General features: G+C 56.8%; 17 protein-coding genes and 2 tRNA genes. 3 read left to right on the forward strand and 16 right to left on the reverse strand.

The genetic code is table 11. The features are described from left to right. Positions 1-114 precede the first annotated feature (114 nt). Both V6L81_RS22925 and V6L81_RS22930 read left to right on the forward strand, forming a co-directional pair. Positions 115-1,128 carry a class I SAM-dependent rRNA methyltransferase gene (locus V6L81_RS22925; RefSeq protein WP_095002559.1) on the forward strand — a complete coding sequence of 338 codons (1,014 nt, stop codon included), beginning with the start codon at positions 115-117 and terminating at the stop codon, positions 1,126-1,128. 88 nt (positions 1,129-1,216) lie between these two features. Further along, positions 1,217-4,132 carry a DUF748 domain-containing protein gene (locus V6L81_RS22930; protein ID WP_095024431.1) on the forward strand — a complete coding sequence of 972 codons (2,916 nt, stop codon included), beginning with the start codon at positions 1,217-1,219 and terminating at the stop codon, positions 4,130-4,132. Positions 4,133-4,384: 252 nt separating this feature from the next. On the opposite strand, the gene V6L81_RS22935 is transcribed toward V6L81_RS22930, so the two are convergent. The 16 genes from V6L81_RS22935 to rlmE all read right to left on the reverse strand — a co-directional run bounded on the left by V6L81_RS22935 (position 4,385) and on the right by rlmE (position 20,389). After that, on the reverse strand, positions 4,385-4,738 hold the full coding sequence (locus V6L81_RS22935; protein WP_095002557.1) for a BON domain-containing protein: 354 nt from the start codon (positions 4,736-4,738) through the stop codon (positions 4,385-4,387). Positions 4,739-5,025: 287 nt separating this feature from the next. Next, positions 5,026-7,131 carry a polyribonucleotide nucleotidyltransferase gene (pnp, locus tag V6L81_RS22940; RefSeq protein WP_095002556.1) on the reverse strand — a complete coding sequence of 702 codons (2,106 nt, stop codon included), beginning with the start codon at positions 7,129-7,131 and terminating at the stop codon, positions 5,026-5,028. A gap of 224 nt (positions 7,132-7,355) precedes the next feature. Further along, positions 7,356-7,625 carry a 30S ribosomal protein S15 gene (rpsO, locus tag V6L81_RS22945; RefSeq protein WP_016783433.1) on the reverse strand — a complete coding sequence of 90 codons (270 nt, stop codon included), beginning with the start codon at positions 7,623-7,625 and terminating at the stop codon, positions 7,356-7,358. Between the two features lie 161 nt (positions 7,626-7,786). Beyond that, entirely contained in the window at positions 7,787-8,704 is a 918-nt protein-coding gene (gene truB / locus V6L81_RS22950) for a tRNA pseudouridine(55) synthase TruB (protein ID WP_095018769.1), read from the reverse strand. 3 nt (positions 8,705-8,707) lie between these two features. Beyond that, positions 8,708-9,109, reverse strand: coding sequence for a 30S ribosome-binding factor RbfA (gene rbfA, locus V6L81_RS22955; RefSeq protein WP_016783435.1), 402 nt, complete (start codon positions 9,107-9,109; stop codon positions 8,708-8,710). Between the two features lie 158 nt (positions 9,110-9,267). After that, positions 9,268-11,772 carry a translation initiation factor IF-2 gene (infB, locus tag V6L81_RS22960; RefSeq protein ID WP_095002554.1) on the reverse strand — a complete coding sequence of 835 codons (2,505 nt, stop codon included), beginning with the start codon at positions 11,770-11,772 and terminating at the stop codon, positions 9,268-9,270. A 27-nt stretch (positions 11,773-11,799) separates the two neighbouring features. After that, positions 11,800-13,281 carry a transcription termination factor NusA gene (gene nusA, locus V6L81_RS22965; RefSeq protein WP_338660350.1) on the reverse strand — a complete coding sequence of 494 codons (1,482 nt, stop codon included), beginning with the start codon at positions 13,279-13,281 and terminating at the stop codon, positions 11,800-11,802. Positions 13,282-13,328: 47 nt separating this feature from the next. Then, positions 13,329-13,787: a ribosome maturation factor RimP gene (rimP, locus tag V6L81_RS22970; RefSeq protein ID WP_016783438.1), complete on the reverse strand. Its 459-nt coding sequence runs from the start codon at positions 13,785-13,787 to the stop codon at positions 13,329-13,331. A 141-nt stretch (positions 13,788-13,928) separates the two neighbouring features. Next, positions 13,929-14,005: transfer RNA gene (locus V6L81_RS22975), tRNA-Met, on the reverse strand. A 96-nt stretch (positions 14,006-14,101) separates the two neighbouring features. Continuing rightward, positions 14,102-14,187 (reverse strand) — tRNA-Leu (locus V6L81_RS22980). Positions 14,188-14,216: 29 nt separating this feature from the next. Further along, complete coding sequence (secG, locus tag V6L81_RS22985; protein ID WP_003439612.1) at positions 14,217-14,600, reverse strand: preprotein translocase subunit SecG; 384 nt, start codon at positions 14,598-14,600, stop codon at positions 14,217-14,219. 2 nt (positions 14,601-14,602) lie between these two features. Then, entirely contained in the window at positions 14,603-15,358 is a 756-nt protein-coding gene (gene tpiA, locus V6L81_RS22990; protein WP_095002552.1) for a triose-phosphate isomerase, read from the reverse strand. Positions 15,359-15,423: 65 nt separating this feature from the next. After that, on the reverse strand, positions 15,424-16,761 hold the full coding sequence (glmM, locus tag V6L81_RS22995) for a phosphoglucosamine mutase (protein ID WP_095025609.1): 1,338 nt from the start codon (positions 16,759-16,761) through the stop codon (positions 15,424-15,426). A 16-nt stretch (positions 16,762-16,777) separates the two neighbouring features. Continuing rightward, positions 16,778-17,629 (reverse strand): dihydropteroate synthase, encoded by an 852-nt coding sequence (gene folP / locus V6L81_RS23000; RefSeq protein WP_095002550.1) that lies wholly within the window; start codon positions 17,627-17,629, stop codon positions 16,778-16,780. A gap of 8 nt (positions 17,630-17,637) precedes the next feature. Next, on the reverse strand, positions 17,638-19,545 hold the full coding sequence (gene ftsH, locus V6L81_RS23005; RefSeq protein WP_016783442.1) for an ATP-dependent zinc metalloprotease FtsH: 1,908 nt from the start codon (positions 19,543-19,545) through the stop codon (positions 17,638-17,640). 193 nt (positions 19,546-19,738) lie between these two features. Beyond that, positions 19,739-20,389, reverse strand: coding sequence for a 23S rRNA (uridine(2552)-2'-O)-methyltransferase RlmE (gene rlmE / locus V6L81_RS23010; RefSeq protein WP_016783443.1), 651 nt, complete (start codon positions 20,387-20,389; stop codon positions 19,739-19,741). 107 nt (positions 20,390-20,496) lie between these two features. Between rlmE and yhbY the strand changes: the two genes are divergently transcribed. After that, positions 20,497-20,805: a ribosome assembly RNA-binding protein YhbY gene (gene yhbY, locus V6L81_RS23015; protein WP_003439595.1), complete on the forward strand. Its 309-nt coding sequence runs from the start codon at positions 20,497-20,499 to the stop codon at positions 20,803-20,805. Positions 20,806-21,054: the final 249 nt, after the last annotated feature.

Raw genomic sequence — 21,054 nt, forward strand, 5'->3', positions numbered from 1 at the left:
ACGACCTTCGCGAGCAGGCTCGCTCCCACAGCGGCTACAAGAGCAACGCAGCAATAATCACCAGCCCTATTCTGCTAAACTGCCGCGCCTTATCTGTCCCCCAAGGCGCAATGCATGTCTTCCTTGAATCAGGCGCTGCGCGCCGCCCTCGATAATCGTCACGACCTGTTGGCCGAGCTGCACGCCCAAGGCACCGACTGCTATCGCCTGTTCCACGGCAGCCAGGAAGGCGCCGGCGGCCTGACCATCGACCGCTACGGCCCGCAACTGCTGGTACAAAGCTTTCATCAACGTCTTGAGCGCGATGATTTGCTGCAACTGCACGAAGCCATCAATCGCCACCTGGGCCTCGACCTGCTGCTGGTCTACAACGACCGCTCCCAGGGCAACTCGCGTATCGACCGCGAAGACACCGTGTACCGCGCCGAAGACGCCGCCCTTGAAGACACCGTCGGCCACGAATGGGGCCTCAAGTACCGGGTGCGCGGCCGCCATGCCGGGCAAGACCCGCTGTTGTTTCTCGACCTGCGCAACGCCCGTGGCTGGGTCAAGCAGCACAGTGCCGGCAAAAGCGTGCTCAACCTGTTCTCCTACACCTGTGGTGTTGGCCTGAGTGCCGCTGCAGGTGGAGCCAGCGAAGTCTGCAACCTCGATTTCGCCGAAGGCAATCTGGCGGTTGGTCGCGAAAACGGCCTGCTGAACCCTGAACTGCCAAAAATGAAATTCGTACAGTCCGACTATTTCGCGGCCATCCGCCAATTGGCCGGTCTGCCAATCATTCAGCGTCGTCACAAGCTGCCTGCCTACCCGCGCATGGATCAGCGTGAATACGACCTCGTGCTGCTCGACCCGCCTGCCTGGGCCAAGAGTGCCTTCGGCACGGTCGATCTGCTGCGCGACTACCAAAGCCTGCTCAAGCCGGCCGTACTGACCACCGCACCAGACGGCGTATTGATCTGCTGCAACAATCTGGCAAAGGTCAGCATGGACGACTGGCGCGAGCAGGTTTTGCGTTGCGCCGAGAAAGCTGGCCGCCCGGTTCGCGACTGGCAGGTCATGAGTCCGGCCAGCGATTTCCCGTCCCTGGATCAGCAGCCACCGCTGAAAACCCTGATCCTTCAGTTTTAATCCATTCTCCCAATACGGCGTTCGTCTCGGAACCAGAAACGCGTGCCATACTCCAAGGCACTTCCGACTGCTATAGACGACGCCCCACATGCTCAAAGGATTGATCCGCGCCCTTGGCGCCGTGCTGATTGCCATCGCACTTTACAGCGTGCTTGGGTTCCTGATCTTGCCGGGCATCGGCCTGCGCATCATCAACCAGCAACTGGCCAACTACGCCACGGTGCCCGCCAGACTCGACCGGCTGGAGTTCAACCCCTTCAGCCTTGAGCTGACCCTGTGGGGGTTCAGAGTCGGCGAACCGGGCAAGGAACAGGTCGGCTTCGAGCGGCTGTACACCAATCTGCAAGCCGACAGCCTGTGGACAAAAGCCCTGCACCTGGCCGACGTGCAGCTGGATAAACCGAAAACCGAGCTGCTGTTCAACAAGGACGGTACGCTCAACCTGACACAACTGTTCAAGCTGCCCGAGAGCGAGCCCACCCCGGCCGATCCCGAGAGCAAACCGTTCCCGCTGCGTATCGACAACATCAAGCTGGCGGGTGGCTACCTGCACTTCACCGATATGCGTCCCAGCGAGCCCATCGAATTCCTCTATGACTCGATGGACCTGGAGCTGAAAAACCTCAGCACCCTGCCCGATGACAACGCCGATATGACCCTGGTGGCCGCAGGCCCTGCAGGCGGGCGGATCGACTGGACCGGCACCCTGAGCCTGGTACCCATCACCTCGACCGGCAAACTGAAAGTCACCGACGGCAAGATGAAAGTCTGGTGGCCCTATGTGCGCGATGCATTACCGCTGGCCCTGGAAGATGGCGTACTGAATTTCAGCACCGACTACACCCTGAACCTGTCCAAAGAAACCGAAATGCTCCTGAGCAATGCCACGGCCAGCATCGCACCGCTCAAGATCAATGCCCCCGATGGCCGCCCGCTGGTGCGTCTGGAGCGCCTGGATGTCAGCGACACCAGTGTCGACCTGGCCAAACAGGAAGTGGTGGTCGGCAAGATCAACAGCCAGAACCTCGAAACCTGGGCCGCCCGCGAAAAAGACGGCCAGCTTGACTGGCAAAAGCTGTTTGCCAGCCAGCCCGACAAACCATCGACCAAAACCGAAGAAGTGGTGACCGTCGAAGCACCGAAAGCAGCCCCGGTGGCGCCGAGCAAACCCTGGGCCGTGCTGCTCAAGGATGTCGACCTGCGTGACTATCGCATCCACCTTGCCGACAAGGAGCCCAAAACCCCGGTGGAGCTGGAGGTCGGCCCGCTGAACCTGAACCTGAAAAACTTCGACAGCCTGAACCGTTCTCCTTTCACCCTCAACCTCGACACCGGCGTGGGCAAGCAAGGCAAACTCACCGCCAGCGGCGACGTCAGCCTGAGCCCGGTAAGCGCCAGGCTCAAGGTCAACACCAAAGATATCGACTTGCGTATCGCCCAGGCCTATATCGACCCGTTTATCCGCCTTGAGCTGCGTAGCGGCATGCTTGGCAGCGACCTGGCGGTTGATCTGAAAAGCACCGACCCCCTGGCCTTTACCGTGGCCGGCCGCGCCCAGATCGATCAACTGCACACATTGGACACCCTGAAAAACCGCGACTTCCTGAAGTGGCAAAAACTGGTGCTGGAGGATCTGAAGTACCAGCACGGCGATAGCCTCTCGCTTGCACGGGTCAATTTCGAAAAGCCCTATGTGCGCTTCATGATCAACGATGACCGCACCACCAATATCGATGACCTGCTGATCCCGCAACCTGCAGGCAGTACGTCGGCCAAAGGCACGGCCAGCAAGGAAAAACCGCTGGGCATTCACATCGGCGCAATTGCGATCAACGATGGTTCAGCGAATTTCGCCGACTTCAGCCTGACACCCAACTTCCAGACCGCGGTTCAACAACTCAATGGCCTGATTGGCACCATCGACAGCCGTAACCCCAAACCTGCCCCGGTCAATATTGCAGGCAAGGTCGACCGTTATGCGCCGGTGACCATCAAGGGCAGCGTCAACCCGTTTGACCCGATGGCCAGCCTGGATATCGCCACCAGCTTCAAGCGTGTCGAACTAACCACCTTGACCCCCTACTCCGGGAAGTTTGCCGGTTACCGCATCCGCAAGGGTCGTCTCAACCTCGACCTGCATTACCTGATCACCAACGGCCAGCTCAAAGCCGAGAACAAACTCGTGGTCGAACAATTGCAGCTGGGGGAAAAGGTCGACAGCCCGGACGCCGTGGATCTGCCGATCAAACTGGCGATTGCCTTGCTCAAGGACACGGACGGCAAGATATCCATTGAACTGCCCATCAGTGGCGACCTCAACAACCCGCAGTTCAGCGTGATGCCGATTATCTGGCAAACGGTACGCAACCTGGTGCTGCGTGCCGCCCAGGCGCCCTTCAAGTTCATTGGCGGGCTGATCAGCGGTGGTGGAGCCGAGGACCTGGGCACCGTGTCATTCGCCCCAGGATCAAGCGAGCTGAGCCCTGAGGCACAAAAAGCCCTGACCACACTGGCCCAGGCCCTGAAAGAACGCCCGGCTTTACGCCTGGAGATCGAAGGTACGGCCGCACAGAGCAGCGATGGCCCTCTGATCGCCAAGGAACGTCTTGAGCGCGAGTTCCAGTACACCTACTACAAGATCCTCCAGCGTCGTGGCGACAAAGTACCGGCCAGCGCCGGCTTGCTCACCGTGCCGGACGATGAGAAAGGCCCGTTACTTGAAGGTATCTACCGCACGCGTCTCAAGCAGCAACCGCCTGCTGAATGGAAAGACCTGAGCCGTGACGAGCGCGCGGCCAAAATGACCGCGGCACTGATCGACTTCTGGAGCAAAAGCGAAGTGTTGTTGCGTCAGCTGGGGCAAGACCGTGCAAGCAGCATCAAGGACTACCTGGTGGACAAGGGCGGGCTGGCGGATGACCGCGTGTACTTTATCGATGCCACCCTGGGCCAAGCCGAGAGCGACGGCCGGGTAATCTCGCCACTGCATCTGGATAGCGAATAATGCACAACGTCGCTGATTTGTAGCAGCTGCCGAAGGCACGAGGCTGCGTTCGGCAGCTGCTACGCGGATTTTCGTAGCCCCAATCCCAAATAGACCCAATCCCAAATAGAACAGCCCCCGACGCAAGCGCCGGGGGCTGTAATGGCCACATCCGTGTGGCCGTCGCATGAACCTTTTAAACAATGCCTGCAGGCGTACTGCTTCAATCACCTGCCAGAACCTTGTTCCCCCGGTTCTACGAGAAAGGGTGCTTTATTCCGCTTTCAGGCCATCAGCCGATACAGCTTTAACGCCTTTGATCTTTTTGGTGATCGCAACAGCAATCTCTTTTTGCGCTTCAGTCACCGGTACCATCGAGGAAAGGGAAACAACGCCTTTGTTGGTTTCTACCTTGATGTCCGTGCCCGGAATGCCTTTTTCAGTGACCAGGTCAGCTTTTACTTTGGTAGTGATCCAGGTATCAGAAGTAGCTTCCTTGGCTTTGGTTACTTCGCCTGCAGCCACCACCATGGGTGCCTGGGTGGTCGCCTGGGCAGCAAATGCAGCATTGGCCATAGTCAGGGTCAGAGCGGTGGCAGTTGCGGCAGCGATAGCGAACTTCTTCATACGAGTAACTCCTGTCTTCTTTAGAATCTGCGCCGTCTTGCAGCAGCAGGGTTATCAGTACTATTGCAGGCCGCGTGCCAACTTTTAAAAACAAATAAACCTATATAAATCAATAACTTACAAAATGACCAAAATTGCCCCGTCGTGCAAAATGCATGGCGCCGGTTAATTCTGCATGCAAGTTGCGGCTTTCGACTCGTGGCCTATGGCCCTAAGGTGCTGACTTTGCTCCAGGCATAAAAAAAGGACCCCGAAGGGTCCTTTTTCAAAGCAGGTGTCGAGAGCGATTAAGCTTCCGAAGCCTTGGCAGCAGCGACGTCCTTGATGGACAGCTTGATACGGCCGCGGTTGTCCACGTCCAGTACCAGTACTTCCACTTCCTGACCTTCTTTCAGAATGTCAGTCACTTTCTCAACGCGAGCATCGCTCAGCATGGAGATGTGAACCAGGCCGTCTTTGCCCGGCAGGATGTTTACGAATGCGCCGAAGTCGACGATACGCTCAACCTTGCCCACGTAGATCTTGCCGATCTCGGCTTCAGCGGTGATGCCCAGAACGCGCTGACGCGCGGCTTCTGCTGCTTCTTTGGATTCGCCGAAGATCTTGATCGAACCGTCGTCTTCGATATCGATCGAAGCCTTGGTTTCTTCACAGATTGCACGGATGGTCGCGCCGCCTTTACCGATAACGTCACGGATTTTGTCGGTGTCGATTTTCATCGCGATCATGGTCGGAGCGTTGGCCGACAGCTCGTTGCGCGATACGGCAATGATCTGGTTCATCTGGCCCAAGATGTTTAGGCGAGCGTCCAGGGCCTGGCCCAGAGCGATCTCCATGATTTCTTCGGTGATGCCCTTGATCTTGATGTCCATCTGCAGCGCGGTAACACCTTTGGCGGTACCGGCTACCTTGAAGTCCATGTCGCCCAGGTGGTCTTCGTCACCCAGGATGTCGGTCAGAACAGCGAACTTCTCGCCTTCTTTAACCAGACCCATGGCGATACCGGCAACCGGCGCCTTCATCGGCACACCGGCATCCATCAGTGCCAGGGAAGCACCGCAAACCGATGCCATCGAGCTGGAACCGTTGGATTCAGTGATTTCCGATACAACACGGATGGTGTACGGGAACACGTCGGCAGCAGGCAGCATGGCTTGAACCGAACGACGGGCCAGACGGCCGTGACCGATTTCGCGACGACCAGCACCACCCATGCGACCACACTCACCTACCGAGAACGGAGGGAAGTTGTAGTGCAGCATGAACGGGTCTTTTTTCTCGCCTTCCAGGGTGTCCAGCAGTTGCGCGTCACGGGCAGTACCCAGAGTTGCAACAACCAGCGCCTGAGTTTCACCACGGGTGAACAGGGCCGAACCGTGGGTCTTCGGCAGAACGCCAACTTCGATGTTCAGAGGGCGAACAGTCTTGGTGTCACGACCATCGATACGCGGCTTGCCGTTAACGATGTTTTCGCGAACGGTGCGGTATTCGATTTCGCCGAATGCAGCTTTAACTTCGCTGGCAGAAGGCTGGCCTTCTTCACCGGACAGCTTGGCAACAACCTGATCCTTCAACTCGCCCAGACGCGCGTAACGGTCTGCCTTGACGGTGATGGTGTAAGCCTGGGAGATCGCTTCGCCGAACTCGGCACGGATAGCGCCCAGCAGTGCGGTCGCTTCCGGGGCAGCAGCCCAGTCCCAAGTTGGCTTGGCAGCTTCGGCAGCCAGCTCTTTGACAGCCTGGATAACCACCTGGAATTCGTCGTGGGCGAACAGTACGGCGCCCAGCATCTGGTCTTCGGTCAGCTCTTTGGCTTCCGATTCAACCATCAATACGGCTTCCGAAGTACCGGCAACAACCATGTCCAGGCTCGAAGCGGCCAGTTGCTCGTAAGTCGGGTTCAGCAGGTAACCGGTGCTTTCGTGGTAAGCAACGCGGGCAGCGCCGATCGGACCATCAAAAGGGATGCCGGAAATGGCCAGGGCAGCCGAAGTACCGATCATCGCAGCGACGTCCGGATCGGTTTTCTTGCTGGTGGACAGAACGGTGCAGACAACCTGCACTTCGTTCATGAAACCTTCTGGGAACAGCGGACGGATCGGACGGTCGATCAGACGCGACGTCAGGGTTTCTTTCTCGGAAGGGCGACCTTCACGCTTGAAGAAACCGCCAGGGATTTTACCCGCGGCGTAGGTTTTTTCCTGGTAGTGAACCGACAGAGGGAAGAAACCCTTGCCTGGATCCGCTTGCTTGGAACCGACCACAGTCACCAACACGCTGACGTCGTCGTCAACGGTGACCAATACTGCGCCGGAAGCCTGACGGGCGATACGGCCAGTCTCGAGAGTAACGGTCGACTGACCGAACTGAAATTTTTTGATAACCGGGTTCACGGTGTCCTACCTTCTTTGTGGCTCTTGGGGAACGGGTTTCTTGCGAAAGTCATATGCAACATCGGGTATTGGCCCGACTCAAGATGCTTACGAAAACAGCCCTATAGGCAAGCTTTCGTAAGAATCCGGGTAGTCCAGATAAAACTTGAGGCTGGAAGCCTGCCATGAGACTGCGGGAAACCCGCAGACACATGACAGACAACCAGCCTCTAGCAACATCGCTATTAGCGACGCAGACCCAGGCGAGCGATCAGCGCTTTGTAACGCTCAACGTTCTTGCCTTTCAGGTAGTCCAGCAGCTTGCGACGCTGGTTTACCATGCGGATCAGACCACGACGGGAGTGGTGATCTTTGCTGTTAGCTTTGAAGTGACCTTGCAGCGTGTTGATGTTAAAGGTCAGCAGTGCAACCTGCACTTCTGGAGAACCTGTATCACCTGGAGCTTGCTGGTAGTCTTTTACGATTTCTGCTTTGTGTTCAACTGTAAGTGCCATTTGGCTTTCCTTTCAATTAGGGCCTGCTTGCGAACAAGACAGATCCAATAGGCCGAGGACAAATCCTCGTATTTAAATGTGAGATGTGACCGTGCCTAATAACAGCCACCCTCATTCCAGTCTGCGCCGGTAATACTACACCCGATGCAGCCTGGTTCCGGTCATTCCGACCGAATCAGTCGACGCGGCGCAATACGCCCGTCTTCGCTCACTTCACCGATACCGATAAAGCGACCGTTGTGATCCTGTACCCGCACCATACCGAACTTCGGAGCATCCGGAGCACGCACCGGTTGGCCATTGAGCCAATAAAACGAGCTGGCTTCCGAGAAGTGCAGCAATGGCCAGTCGAGCAAACCGCTGTCCGATGGCATCAGGAAGCGATCAACCGCTTCATTGCCGCCTTCGGCATGCACCGCCTCCAGCTCTTCCAGGGTAACCGTCTGGGCCAGGCTGAAAGGTCCGGCGTGGGTACGACGCAGTTCTGCAACGTATGCCCCGCACCCCAATTGCTCACCGATATCTTCCACAAGGGTACGGATATAGGTGCCTTTGGTGCAGTCGACGGCCAGGCGCGCAGTGTCGCCTTCGCTGGCCAGTAATTCGAGGCGGGTAATAGTAACAGAACGCGGTTCACGCTCCACCACTTCGCCTGCACGGGCCAGCTTGTAAAGCGGCTGTCCGTCACGCTTGAGCGCAGAGTACATCGGCGGTATCTGGCTGATTTGCCCACGAAAATTGGGTAAAACAGCTTCAATATCGGCGCGACCAACGGTCACCGGGCGAGTCTGCAAAACCTCGCCTTCAGCGTCTGCCGTGGTCGTGGTCTTGCCCAATTGCATCAGGGTTTCATAACCCTTGTCGGAATCGAGCAGGTATTGCGAAAACTTGGTGGCTTCGCCAAAGCACAGCGGCAATACACCGCTGGCCAATGGATCGAGGCTACCGGTGTGCCCTGCCTTCTCGGCATTGAGCAGCCAGCGAACTTTCTGCAGGGCCGCATTGGAAGTAAACCCAAGTGGCTTGTCCAGCAGGATGATGCCGCTGACGTTACGACGGATACGCTTGACCTGAGCCACCGGTTACTCCTTGGTGTCTTCGGGAGCAGTGGTTTCAGGGTGCTGATTGTCTTCAGCCACTGCACGCTCGATCAAAGCGGACAGATGAGCACCACGCACGACGCTTTCATCGTAGTGGAAGTGCAACTGCGGAACGCTGCGCAGCTTCATTTCACGCGCCAGTTGCATGCGCAGGAAACCCGCTGCCGAGTTCAGCACCTTGATGCTCTGGGCGATATCTTCAGCGCTGTCCTGACCCATCACGGTGATGAAGATCTTGGCGTGACCGACGTCACGGCTGACTTCAACAGCAGTAATGGTGACCAGGCCCACGCGCGGGTCTTTGACTTCACGACGGATCAGCTGTGCCAGCTCGCGCTGCATCTGATCGCCAATACGTTGGGTACGGCTATATTCTTTTGCCATGTCTTGTTACCTGTTACTCACCCATGGGAAACCCATGCGGTCTGAAAGCGGCAAACGCCCGGCACGACAGAAGCCGGACCGGGCGTTGCGTTTAGAGTCCAGGCCGAGCGCTGCGCATTTGCATGCGCGGGCTCGTCCTCGCTCTTGAGGCTCGCGAGTTAGAGGCTGCGAGCAACCTGGACCTTCTCGAACACTTCGATCTTGTCACCGACTTTAACGTCGTTGTAGCTCTTGACGCCGATACCGCATTCCATGCCGGCACGCACTTCGGACATGTCATCTTTGAAGCGACGCAGGGATTCCAGCTCGCCTTCGTAGATAACGATGTCTTCACGCAGTACGCGGATTGGACGGTTACGGTGAACAACACCTTCCAGCACCATGCAACCTGCAACCGCGCCGAACTTAGGCGAACGGAACACGTCACGGACTTCAGCGATACCCAGGATGTTCTCCCGAACGTCGCTGCCAAGCATGCCGGTAAGGGCTTTCTTGACGTCTTCGATGATGTCGTAGATGACGTTGTAGTAACGCATGTCCAGGCCTTCCTGCTCGACAATCTTGCGAGCGCCGGCATCGGCACGCACGTTGAAGCCAAACAGTACAGCGTTGGAGGCCAGTGCCAGGTTAGCGTCGCTCTCGGTGATACCACCGACACCGCCGCCCACTACGCGCACTTGCACTTCGTCGTTACCCAGGCCGCTCAGAGCGCCCTGCAGAGCTTCCAACGAACCACGGACGTCAGATTTGAGGACGATGTTAAGCGTCTTCTTCTCTTCCTGGCCCATGTTCTCGAAGATGTTTTCCAGCTTGCCTGCGTGAGCACGCGCCAGTTTCACTTCGCGGAACTTGCCTTGACGGAACAGGGCAACTTCACGTGCCTTCTTCTCGTCGGTCATTACGCTCATCTCGTCGCCAGCATCTGGCGTACCGTCCAGGCCGAGAATCTCGACAGGGATGGATGGACCGGCTTCCTTGATAGGCTTGCCGTTCTCGTCGAGCATGGCGCGGATGCGGCCGTAGTTGGAACCGACCAGTACCATGTCGCCTTGGCGCAGGGTACCGTCTTGAACCAGAACGGTAGCAACAGGACCGCGGCCTTTGTCCAGACGGGACTCAACCACTACGCCACGGCCAGGAGCCGATGGAGTTGCCTTGAGTTCCAGAACTTCAGCTTGCAGCAGTACGGCTTCGAGCAATTCGTCAACGCCGGTACCCATTTTCGCCGAGACCGAAACAAACGGAGTGTCACCACCCCACTCTTCCGACGTCACGCCGTGAACGGACAGTTCGCTACGAATGCGATCGAGGTCAGCACCTGGCTTGTCGATCTTGTTCACTGCAACAACCAGAGGCACGCCAGCGGCTTTCGCATGCTGAACGGCTTCGATGGTCTGCGGCATTACGCCGTCGTCTGCAGCCACAACCAGAATCACGATGTCAGTCGCCTTGGCACCACGAGCACGCATTGCGGTAAACGCAGCGTGACCCGGGGTATCGAGGAACGTGACCATGCCGCGCTCGGTTTCAACGTGGTACGCACCGATGTGCTGGGTAATACCACCGGCTTCGCCAGCCGCTACCTTGGCACGACGGATGTAGTCGAGCAGGGACGTTTTACCGTGGTCAACGTGGCCCATTACGGTCACAACCGGTGCACGGGAGAACGACTCGCCTTCGAACTTCAGGGACTCGGCCAGGGAATCTTCCAGGGCGTTGTCGCTGACCAGAGTCACTTTGTGGCCCAGTTCTTCAGCAACCAGTTGGGCAGTTTCCTGATCCAGTACCTGGTTGATGGTTGCTGGAGTACCCAGCTTGAACATGAACTTGATGACTTCGGCAGCCTTGACCGACATCTGTGCGGCCAAATCGCCGACAGTGATGGTCTCGCCAATCTGCACGTCACGAACTACAGGGCCGGTTGGGCTCTGGAAACCGTGAGCGTTGCGCTTCTTCAGCTTGCCCTTGCCACGACCACCGCGACGGAAGCTGTCGCTTTCTTCGTCGGAAGTGCGCGGAGCAACACGTGGAGTCGGTGCTTTTTCTTTAACCGAGGCACGATGCGGAGCGTTTTTACGATCGCCGTCACCACTGCCGCGACGATTGTTATCGTCTGCGCGTGGTTTGTCCGGGCGACGCTGTTCGTCACGCTTGCGTGCATCAGCGGCTGGAGCCGGTGCTGGCGCTGCGGCTTGCACAGGTGCAGGCGCTGCAGCGGCCGGAGCCGGTGCTGCAACAGGAGCAGATGCAGGCTGGCGGCGCGCTTCTTCTTCGGCGCGACGCTTGGACTCTTCTTCAGCCTTTTGACGTGCGGCATTTTCTACTGCACGACGTTCATCCATCTCACGTTTGCGCTCGGCTTCGATTTCTTCCGGGCTTTGCTGTACGAAGACTTTCTTCTTGCGTACTTCAACGCTGATGCTTTTGCTGCCAGCTACACGCAGGGTACTGGTGGTTTTACGCTGCAAAGTGATCTTGCGCGGTTCTTCCACTTTAGCCTTGTGGCTGCTTTTAAGGTGAGTCAGCAGAGCCTGCTTCTCACTATCGGTTACATTCTGCTCGGCGGCGTTGTGCGGCAGACCTGCCTCACGCATCTGCTGCAACAGGCGCTCAACCGGTGTTTTGACCTCATCGGCCAGTTGTTTCACCGTGACTTGCGTCATGCATTTCTCTCCTCAGGCCGCGCCTAATTACTCGAACCAATGGGCTCGGGCGGCCATGATCAACTTGCCGGCACGATCATCGTCAATGCCGTCGATGTCGAGCAGGTCGTCAATAGACTGCTCGGCCAGGTCTTCGCGGGTAATTACGCCGCGCACCGCCAGTTCCATCGCCAAATCCTTGTCCATACCCTCAAGCGAGAGCAGGTCTTCGGCCGGATGGGCGTCTGCCAGCTTTTCCTCAGTAGCGATGGCTTTAGTCAACAGTCGATCCTTGGCGCGAGCGCGAAGCTCGTTGACGGTATCTTCGTCAAAGCCATCGATGTTGAGCATTTCCTCCACCGGTACGTAGGCAATCTCTTCCAGGCTAGTAAAGCCTTCATCAACCAGTACCTGCGCCAGGTCTTCATCAACTTCCAGCTCTTCGATGAAGTTGCGCAGGATATCGCCGGTTTCTGCTTGCTGCTTGGCCTGGATGTCCGATTCGGTCATCACGTTCAGGGTCCAGCCGGTCAACTGGCTGGCCAGACGTACGTTCTGACCGCCGCGACCAATCGCCTGGGCCAGATTGTCTGCGCCAACGGCGATGTCCATTGCATGGGCATCTTCGTCGACGATAATAGCCGCCACTTCTGCTGGCGACATTGCGTTGATCACGAACTGCGCCGGGTTGTCATCCCAAAGGACGATATCCACTCGCTCTCCGCCCAATTCGCAGGACACTGCCTGGACACGCGAACCGCGCATACCAATGCAGGCACCTTGCGGATCAATGCGTTTGTCTTTCGAGCGAACGGCTATTTTAGCGCGTGATCCAGGATCGCGGGAGGCCGCCATCACTTCGATCAGGCCTTCGGAGATTTCTGGCACTTCAATGCGGAACAACTCGATCAGCATCTCTGGCGCTGTACGCGACAGGATCAGCTGAGGACCGCGGTTTTCAGTGCGGATTTCCTTGAGCAATGCGCGAAGGCGTACGCCAACACGGAAAGTCTCACGCGAAATGATGTCTTCACGGGCCAGCAACGCTTCAGCGTTGTTACCCAGGTCAACGATCACATTGTCGCGGGTCACCTTTTTAACGGTGCCGGAAATGATTTCGCCCAGACGCTCACGATAGGCATCGACTACTTGAGCACGCTCGGCTTCGCGAACTTTTTGCACGATGACCTGTTTGGCCGTCTGTGCAGCAATTCGACCGAATTCGATAGAATCGATTTTCTCTTCGATAATATCGCCGGCTTTCGCGCCTGGCTGTTTCGCCTGGGCCTGGTCTACAGCCAACTCGTATGCTGGATCATCCAGATCTTCGTCTTCGACCACAGTCCAGCGACGGAAAGTCTCATAGTTACCGGTGTGGCGATTGATTTCCACACGCAGTTCGACTTCGTCTTCAAAACGCTTTTTAGTAGCGGTGGCCAGAGCCAGCTCCAGCGCTTCAAAAATAACGTTTGCCGGTACGCCCTTTTCATTGGACACCGACTCAACAACCAGCAGTACTTCTTTGCTCATCGTACGCCTCGCCTTTCGCAAGCCATTGGATCCGCGGGATCCGCGTCTCAGTCAAAACTGGGAATAATGTTGGCCTTGTCGATCATATCGATCGGCAACAGGAACTCATGGTCTTCAACCTGCACCACGATGTCCTGCTCTTCTACGCCGCGCAGAAGGCCCTGAAAGTTGCGTCGCCCTTCAAAAGGCGAGCGCAGCTTGATCTTCACTTGCTCACCGACAAATTGGGCAAACTGTTCAAGGGTGAACAGCGGGCGTTCCATGCCAGGAGAAGAAACTTCAAGGGTGTATTCAACAGCGATAGGATCTTCGACATCCAGAACGCCGCTGATCTGACGACTCACGATAGCGCAGTCATCCACCAGTACGCCGCCTTCCTTGTCGATATACACACGCAACATTGAATGGCGGCCTTGAGCCGAAAATTCAATACCCCAGCATTCATAGCCAAGGGCCACGACCACCGGGGCCAACAAGTCCTGCAACTGTTCTAGCTTGCTCGACACCTGAACCCCCTAGTGCATGTTTGTGCATGCTGTGCAAAATGAAAAAATGGGCGAAGCGCCCATCTCTGAAACGTCGTTGAATACCGACGCTATAAAGTGTCCAGCTAACAAAAAGCCCCTGAAAAGGGGCTCCGCTGAAACTGGTTGCGGGAGCCGGATTTGAACCGACGACCTTCGGGTTATGAGCCCGACGAGCTACCAGACTGCTCCATCCCGCGACAAAGCTGGAGCGGAAGTATACGGTTGATCCCGTGACGGGTCAATCCAACCTTCCACATACAAGAAAGCCCGCTACTGCGGGCATTCTTGATAATTGGTACCGAGAAGGGGACTCGAACCCCTACACCCTATGGGCACAACCACCTCAAGGTTGCGTGTCTACCAATTCCACCACCTCGGCAATACAACGTTTACATCATGAAACCCGTTTTACTTTTGCTCTTGAGCTGGAGGTACGTCAGTCGCAGGAGTTGCCGACTTTTGCTCTTGAAGCACCGGAACATCATCTGAAGCCGGCTTTTGCACTGGAACTTCCAACACCGCTGGATTTGGCAAACCTACTTGAGTCAGCTGTTCAGCCTTCTCTTTAGCAAAGTAACCTAACCCCAAGCTGGTTATGAAAAAACCTGCGGCAAGTATAGCAGTAAACTTACTAAGAAAGGTAGAGGAACCTTGGCTTCCGAACACAGTATTTGATGCACCTGCGCCGAAAGATGCTCCAGCATCCGCTCCCTTGCCCTGTTGCAGCAAAACCAGGGCAATTACACCCAATGCTGTCAACAGATGAAACACAGTTACGACGTTATCCAGCATTTTCAGTTTCCTGCGGCACGAATGATCGCACCGAACTCATCTGCATTCAGGGAAGCCCCGCCAATGAGTCCCCCATCGATATCCGGCATGCTGAACAGTTCGACCGCATTGGCCGCCTTCACGCTGCCGCCGTATAGAAGCCGCACACCTTGTGCCACTTCAGAATTCTTTTGCGCCAGCTGTGCGCGAATGGCCGCATGCACATCTTGCGCTTGCTGTGGTGATGCGGTCAGCCCGGTGCCAATGGCCCAGACCGGCTCGTATGCAATCACGGCATTTACAAAAGCATCAATACCAAACTCGTCAATCACGGCATTCAGCTGACGCTCTACCACTTCCAGCGTTTGCCCCGCTTCGCGCTGTTCCAGGGTTTCCCCTATGCACAACACTGGCGTCAAGCCTGAGGCTTGGGCCGCTGCAAACTTGCGATTGAGTGTCTCGTCCTGCTCACCCAGTATCAGGCGGCGTTCGGAGTGCCCCACAAGCACCAGCTTGCAACCTGCGTCGGCCAACTGACTAGAGGAAATCTCGCCAGTCAGCGCGCCCTGCCCCGACTCCACTGCAGCATCCTGAGCACCGACCGAAATCGCTGCGCCTTGCAAGCCATTGATAACACGATCAATAAATAGCTGAGGCGGAAAAACTGCAACATCAACATCGTTTGGCAGGACCAGACCACGCAGACCGTCGATCAGCTCAGCGACGCTGGCGCGGGTACCGTGCATCTTCCAGTTACCAGCTACCATAGTGCGACGCATGCTTTACCTCGTCGGTCAAAGTGGGCGCAGATGTTACCCAACCAAATCAAAGCTGGCAAGCCGAATCAGGCACAAACTTCACTTACCAGTTTTGCCAGCTCTTCGGCGTAGCCGCGAACCATGTTTTCGTCATCGCCTTCGACCATCACGCGCACCAAAGGCTCTGTTCCGGACTTGCGCAACAACACACGACCACGGCCATTCATGGCAGCCGTCACTCGCGCGCACGCCTCCTTCACCGCCGGGTGCTCGACAGGGTCGACGCCACCGGCAAAACGAACATTCAGTAACACTTGCGGGCACTTGCGCAGCGCCTGACGCGACTGGGCCAGGCTTTCATCGCGACGACGCAAGGACAACAACACCTGCAGCGCAGCAATGATCGCATCGCCAGTGGTGGTGTGGTGGAAGCACACGATATGCCCGGAGTTCTCGCCACCCACCAGCCAGTTACGCTCTTGCAGGGCCGCGATAACGTAACGGTCGCCCACATTGGCGCGTACGAACTCGATACCCAGGTCAGCCAATGCCAGCTCAAGGCCAAGGTTGCTCATCAGCGTACCGACAACGCCACCCTGCAATTTGCCACGCTCGTGCAGGTCACGGGCAATGATAAACAACAGCTCATCGCCATCGACCACGGCACCGGTATGGTCAACCATCAACACGCGATCGCCGTCGCCATCAAAAGCAATACCCAGGTCCGCACCTTCAGCCACCACGGCAGCCTGCAACTGACCCATATGGGTCGAACCGCAGTTTTCGTTGATGTTCAGGCCATCAGGCTGCGCCGACAGAACAACGACTTGAGCACCCAGCTCCTTGAAAACACTTGGCGCAACCTTGTAGGTAGCACCGTGGGCGCAATCGAGAACAATCTTCATACCGCTGAATTTGGTGCTGCTTGGCACGCTGCTTTTACAGAATTCGATATAACGGCCCGGCGCATCATTGATCCGCGAGACCTTGCCGAGCTTGTCGGAATCGACAACGGTCATCGGCGCATCCAGCAACTCTTCGATCATCAGTTCAACGTCGTCAGGCAGCTTGGTGCCCTCGCCGGAAAAGAACTTGATGCCATTATCGTCGTGGGGATTGTGCGAAGCGCTGATCACGATGCCCGCTTCCGCATGGAAGGTACGTGTCAGGTAGGCAATGGCCGGTGTCGGCATAGGCCCCAGCAACATCACATCAGCCCCGGCAGCCGACAAGCCCGCTTCAAGAGCCGACTCAAACATGTAACCCGAGATGCGGGTGTCCTTGCCTACCAGGATCCGGCAAGCGCCCTTGCTGCGAAACGCCATGCCCGCTGCCCAACCCAACTTGAGCATAAAGTCAGGGGTAATCGGATAAACGCCGACCCGACCACGAATACCGTCGGTGCCAAAATACTTCTTTGTCATAAGTGCTCCATCATTCTTAGTCGGCGGAATCTACCGCTGCGATCATCCGTACCACATCAACTGTTTCGGCAACATCATGGACGCGCAGAATGCGCGCACCCTTGGTCATCGCCAATGCTGCAAGCGCCAGGCTGCCATAGAGACGCCCTGCAACTGGCCGGTTCAGTGTCTGCCCGACCATGCTTTTACGTGACACGCCCACCAGCAAAGGCCGACCCAGCGCATGCAAGGCCTCCATATGCTTGAACAGGCTCAAATTGTGCTGCAATGTCTTGGCAAAACCAAAGCCCGGATCGAGCACGATGCGTTCGGCCCCAATGCCAGCAGCAGCGCAACGCGCCATGCTGTCAGCGAGAAACGTCGACACCTCGCCCACCAGGTCTTCGTAATGCGGGTTGTCCTGCATGTCTCCAGGCTCACCGAGCATATGCATCAGGCATACCGGCAAGCCTGTCGCCGCAGCGGCCTGCAAGGCCCCTTCACGGCGCAGCGAGCGCACATCATTGATCAACCCTGCTCCCAGGCGCGCAACCTCGGTCATGACGATTGGCGCGGATGTATCGACCGAAATAATCACATCCAGTTCCCGGGCAATTCGCTCGACAACAGGAGCAACCCGGTCGAGCTCTTCCTGCGGCAATACCACAGGAGCTCCGGGGCGCGTTGACTCACCGCCAACATCAATCAGGGTTGCACCCGCCTGCACCATCGCCTCTGCATGGCGCAGAGCCGCATCCAGGGCAGCAAAGCGGCCGCCATCGGAAAAGGAATCAGGGGTGACATTGAGGATGCCCATAACATGCGTATGGGCCAAATCAAGAACCCGGTTGCCGCAAGGCAACCGGGTTGAGGACTGAACAGAAGTCATTTCAAGCCTTATTGATCAGCAGCAGGGCCGCCGATAGGTGTTTCCGGGCGCTCGGTTTTATCCAGCGTAGGGGCAGTCGGGGTACCCGAGTTGCCATCTTCCCAGTCACGCGGCTCACGTGGCGGACGACCCGCCATGATGTCGTCGATCTGATCGGCATCGATCGTTTCGTACTTCATCAACGCGTCAGCCATTGCATCCAGCTTGTCGCGATTTTCGGTCAGGATCTGCTTGGCCGTGTTGTAGCACTGATCAATGATGCTGCGCACTTCCGAGTCGATCAGCTTGGCTGTCTCGCCCGACACGTTTGCAGACTGACCACCGCCACGACCCAGATAGGACTCTTCGTCTTCGGCATACATCAGCGGGCCGAGCTTCTCGGACAAGCCCCACTTGGTCACCATGTTGCGGGCAATCTGGCTGGCTCGCATGATGTCGTTGGAAGCGCCGGTGGTCACACCGTCAAAGCCCAAGGTCATCTCTTCAGCGATACGGCCGCCATACAGCGAGCAGATCTGGCTGATCAGCGCACGCTTGGACAAGCTGTAGCGATCTTCTTCCGGCAGGAACATGGTCACGCCCAGGGCGCGGCCACGAGGAATGATCGACACCTTGTAGACCGGATCATGCTCAGGCACTACGCGACCAACGATAGCGTGACCCGCTTCGTGATAGGCCGTGTTGCGCTTTTCTTTATCGGACATGACCATCGATTTGCGCTCGGCGCCCATCATGATCTTGTCCTTGGCCAGCTCGAACTCTTTCATTTCAACAACACGCTTGCCGGTACGCGCCGCGAACAGGGAAGCTTCGTTGACCAGGTTGGCCAGGTCGGCACCCGAGAAGCCCGGGGTACCACGTGCAATAACAGCCGGCTGGACGTCGTCGCCCATTGGCACTTTACGCATGTGTACTTTGAGAATCTGCTCGCGACCACGGATGTCCGGCAAGCCAACCACCACCTGACGGTCAAAGCGACCTGGACGCAGCAGCGCAGGGTCAAGCACGTCAGGACGGTTGGTGGCGGCAATCACGATGATGCCGTCATTCATCTCAAAGCCGTCCATCTCAACCAGCAACTGGTTAAGGGTCTGCTCGCGCTCGTCATGACCGCCGCCCATACCGTTACCACGGTGACGGCCGACAGCGTCGATCTCATCGATAAAGATGATGCAAGGCGCGTGCTTCTTGGCCTGCTCAAACATGTCACGAACACGGCTTGCACCAACGCCCACGAACATTTCAACAAAGTCGGAACCGGAAATAGTGAAGAACGGTACCTTGGCCTCACCCGCAATCGCCTTGGCGATCAGGGTTTTACCCGTACCTGGCGGACCCACCATCAGTACGCCGCGAGGGATACGCCCGCCCAGACGCTGGAACTTGCCCGGATCGCGCAGGAACTCAACCAGCTCGCCCACTTCTTCCTTGGCTTCATCGCAACCTGCCACGTCAGCCAGGGTCGTCTTGACCTGGTCTTCCGACAGCAGCCGCGCCTTGCTCTTGCCAAAGCTCATCGGGCCGCCTTTACCGCCGGCACCGCCCTGCATCTGGCGCATCATGAACATGAAGACCGCAATAATCACCAGGATCGGGAAGCTCGCAACCAGCAACTGGGTCCAGATGCTTTGTTGCTCAGGCAATTTGCCTTCAACGGTGACGTGGTTATCCACCAGGTCGCCGATCAAACCGTTGTCCTGAATCGCCGGACGGATGGTTTTGAAGGTATCGCCATCGCTGCGTTTGCCGGTAATCACGTAGCCATCCACGGCAACGCGCTCGACCTTGCCATCCTTAACTTGCTGGATGAAGTCGGAATAGTTGAGGGTTTGTGGCTCGTTTGGACTGGAGAAGTTGTTCATCACTGTCACCAGGACAGCGGCGATGATCAACCACAGGATCAGATTCTTTGCCATATCGTTCAATTAGCTACCCTCTGAAGCACAAGCCCCGCTACTGAAGCGTGCTTCGCATGATATTCACCGGCATAACTTACTACATTGCCTACAACCCTTGCAGGCTCCGTCTGTAACCCTTTGTGAAACTTTGCCTACACAATATTCGTTATGCCAGATCTGTAAAGCGATTCAAAAAAATCTATCGCCCTTGTTACAGACGTTCATCACTGGCCGAACCTTCAACACCGCGGAAGCCGCGCCCCAGCAAATACTGCTCGCGGGACCTGTCTCGCGACGAGGACGGCTTGCGCATCTGTACCTTGTCAAACAGCTTGCGAATGTCCTTGTGGTACTGATCGAAGCCTTCCCCCTGGAAAACCTTAATCAGAAAATCACCACCTGGACGCAGGACGCGACCGGCAAGATCCAGTGCCAATTCGCACAGAAACATCGCCCGCGGCATGTCGACAGCTGCCAATCCACTCATATTGGGGGCCATATCTGAAATCACAAGGTCTACTTGTGTATTTCCGACGGCCTCGAGGATCTGAGCAAGCACGGCGTCCTCGGTAAAGTCGCCCTTGATGAAGGTCACATCAGGGATGCTGTCCATGTCCAGGATGTCGGAAGCAATCAAACGCCCCTGACCACCGATCAGACGACTGGTCACCTGCGACCAGCCACCCGGGGCTGCACCCAGGTCGATAACGGTCATACCGGGACGAATCAGCTTGTCGCGCTCCTGGATCTCCAGCAATTTGTAGCTGGCACGGGAGCGATACCCGTCTTTTTGCGCCATTTTGACGTACGGGTCGTTGAAATGTTCTTTCAGCCAGTTAAGGCTAGTCTTGGAACGGGCCACGGGCCACCTCAAAAATTTTAAACGGGTCGTGATTAACTGGGCGGTCTGGGACTCGCTCGGGTAAACTGGCCGCCGCTTTTTACAAGATCAGACACAGGGGTCAGATTATGCCGCTCACTCAAGAGCAGAAGAAACAGTACAAATCCATTGGCCACCATCTGAAACCAGTTTTGACTGTGGCTGACAATGGTTTGACTGAAGGTGTTTTAGCCGAACTCGAACGCGCATTGGGCGATCACGAGCTGATTAAAATCAAAGTCAACATTCTGGATCGCGAATCCCGCCTGGAGGCCATTGCAGAACTGTGCAAGGCCGGCAAAGCGGAACTGGTACAGGTTATCGGCAAAATGGCGCTTCTGTACCGCAAGAACGTCAATGTAAACAAGCAACTGTCGAACATCCACCGTTTCAAGTGATGTAGACAAGGGTCAAGGGTGCGCCTGGCGCGCCCTGAAACTCTTCCAGGGCCAAAGCCCGAGAGTCATGCAAGCACTGCCCGCGCAACGCATCAGGCAGCCAGAGACGCCCAACGCACTACTTCCCCACTTGCTCCATGCCACTTCAACAGCTTCGCTGCCAACCGCATTGCGGCCAGCACCGGCAAACAATTCTGTGTGCAACAACCACAGGCCGCCAACCCGGAACACCCGGGCCGACCGCCAAAA

This window comes from Pseudomonas bubulae (genome assembly GCF_037023725.1).
GTDB lineage: Bacteria > Pseudomonadota > Gammaproteobacteria > Pseudomonadales > Pseudomonadaceae > Aquipseudomonas > Aquipseudomonas bubulae.

Excerpts from the sequence above, each read along its gene's own strand:
- V6L81_RS22925 (WP_095002559.1), top strand. The coding sequence starts at position 115 with ATGTCTTCCTTGAATCAGGCGCTGCGCGCCGCCCTCGATAATCGTCAC.
- V6L81_RS22935 (WP_095002557.1), bottom strand. The coding sequence starts at position 4,738 with ATGAAGAAGTTCGCTATCGCTGCCGCAACTGCCACCGCTCTGACCCTG.
- rpsO (WP_016783433.1), bottom strand. The coding sequence starts at position 7,625 with ATGGCACTTACAGTTGAACACAAAGCAGAAATCGTAAAAGACTACCAG.
- yhbY (WP_003439595.1), top strand. The coding sequence starts at position 20,497 with ATGCCGCTCACTCAAGAGCAGAAGAAACAGTACAAATCCATTGGCCAC.
- infB (WP_095002554.1), bottom strand. The coding sequence starts at position 11,772 with ATGACGCAAGTCACGGTGAAACAACTGGCCGATGAGGTCAAAACACCG.
- folP (WP_095002550.1), bottom strand. The coding sequence starts at position 17,629 with ATGACTTCTGTTCAGTCCTCAACCCGGTTGCCTTGCGGCAACCGGGTT.
- V6L81_RS22930 (WP_095024431.1), top strand. The coding sequence starts at position 1,217 with ATGCTCAAAGGATTGATCCGCGCCCTTGGCGCCGTGCTGATTGCCATC.
- tpiA (WP_095002552.1), bottom strand. The coding sequence starts at position 15,358 with ATGCGTCGCACTATGGTAGCTGGTAACTGGAAGATGCACGGTACCCGC.
- ftsH (WP_016783442.1), bottom strand. The coding sequence starts at position 19,545 with ATGGCAAAGAATCTGATCCTGTGGTTGATCATCGCCGCTGTCCTGGTG.
- rbfA (WP_016783435.1), bottom strand. The coding sequence starts at position 9,109 with ATGGCAAAAGAATATAGCCGTACCCAACGTATTGGCGATCAGATGCAG.
- glmM (WP_095025609.1), bottom strand. The coding sequence starts at position 16,761 with ATGACAAAGAAGTATTTTGGCACCGACGGTATTCGTGGTCGGGTCGGC.
- nusA (WP_338660350.1), bottom strand. The coding sequence starts at position 13,281 with ATGAGCAAAGAAGTACTGCTGGTTGTTGAGTCGGTGTCCAATGAAAAG.
- secG (WP_003439612.1), bottom strand. The coding sequence starts at position 14,600 with ATGCTGGATAACGTCGTAACTGTGTTTCATCTGTTGACAGCATTGGGT.